The sequence below is a fragment of the Gordonia gummivorans genome, assembly GCF_022513585.1.
In the GTDB taxonomy this organism is placed as follows: Bacteria; Actinomycetota; Actinomycetes; order Mycobacteriales; family Mycobacteriaceae; genus Gordonia.
The window spans coordinates 1-409 of sequence record NZ_JAKWBF010000100.1; the positions used below are offsets into that span (position 1 = coordinate 1).

Genomic DNA, 409 nt, shown 5'->3' on the forward strand with positions numbered 1-409 from the left:
TGCTTTTCCCAGCACCTCCTGGGCAGCTTCGGCCTGAGCGACCTTGGTCTTCAATCGCTCGTTCTCGGTCCGCAGCCGCGCCAACTCGGCACGATCTCGGCTATCCACCCGCTTCGCCTTCCCTTTCTTCGTTGCCTCGGCCACCATCGCCGCCTCGAAATCGCCGCGTGCCCGCGCGCCCAACCAGTCGCGTACCGTGCGGTCGGACACCCCACGCTCACGCAACATCCGTGCCTTCGACCCGTACTCGACACAGCGGTCCCAGTCCTGCAAAAACTGCACCTTGAACGCCAGGGTGTAACAGTTCCGCCCGCCCGGCGTCGTCCATGACTGCGGTTCACTCATCACTACTCCATCCCCCGCACTCACCACCAGCACCTGTCTCACAACCATGCTGACAGCGGGCGAA

General features: G+C 63.8%; 1 protein-coding gene. It reads right to left on the reverse strand.

Annotated features, from left to right (window positions below):
• Positions 1-345: hypothetical protein (locus MKW15_RS24285; protein ID WP_240862973.1), on the reverse strand; the 345-nt coding region annotated here is incomplete at its 3' end.
• Positions 346-409 lie beyond the last annotated feature (64 nt).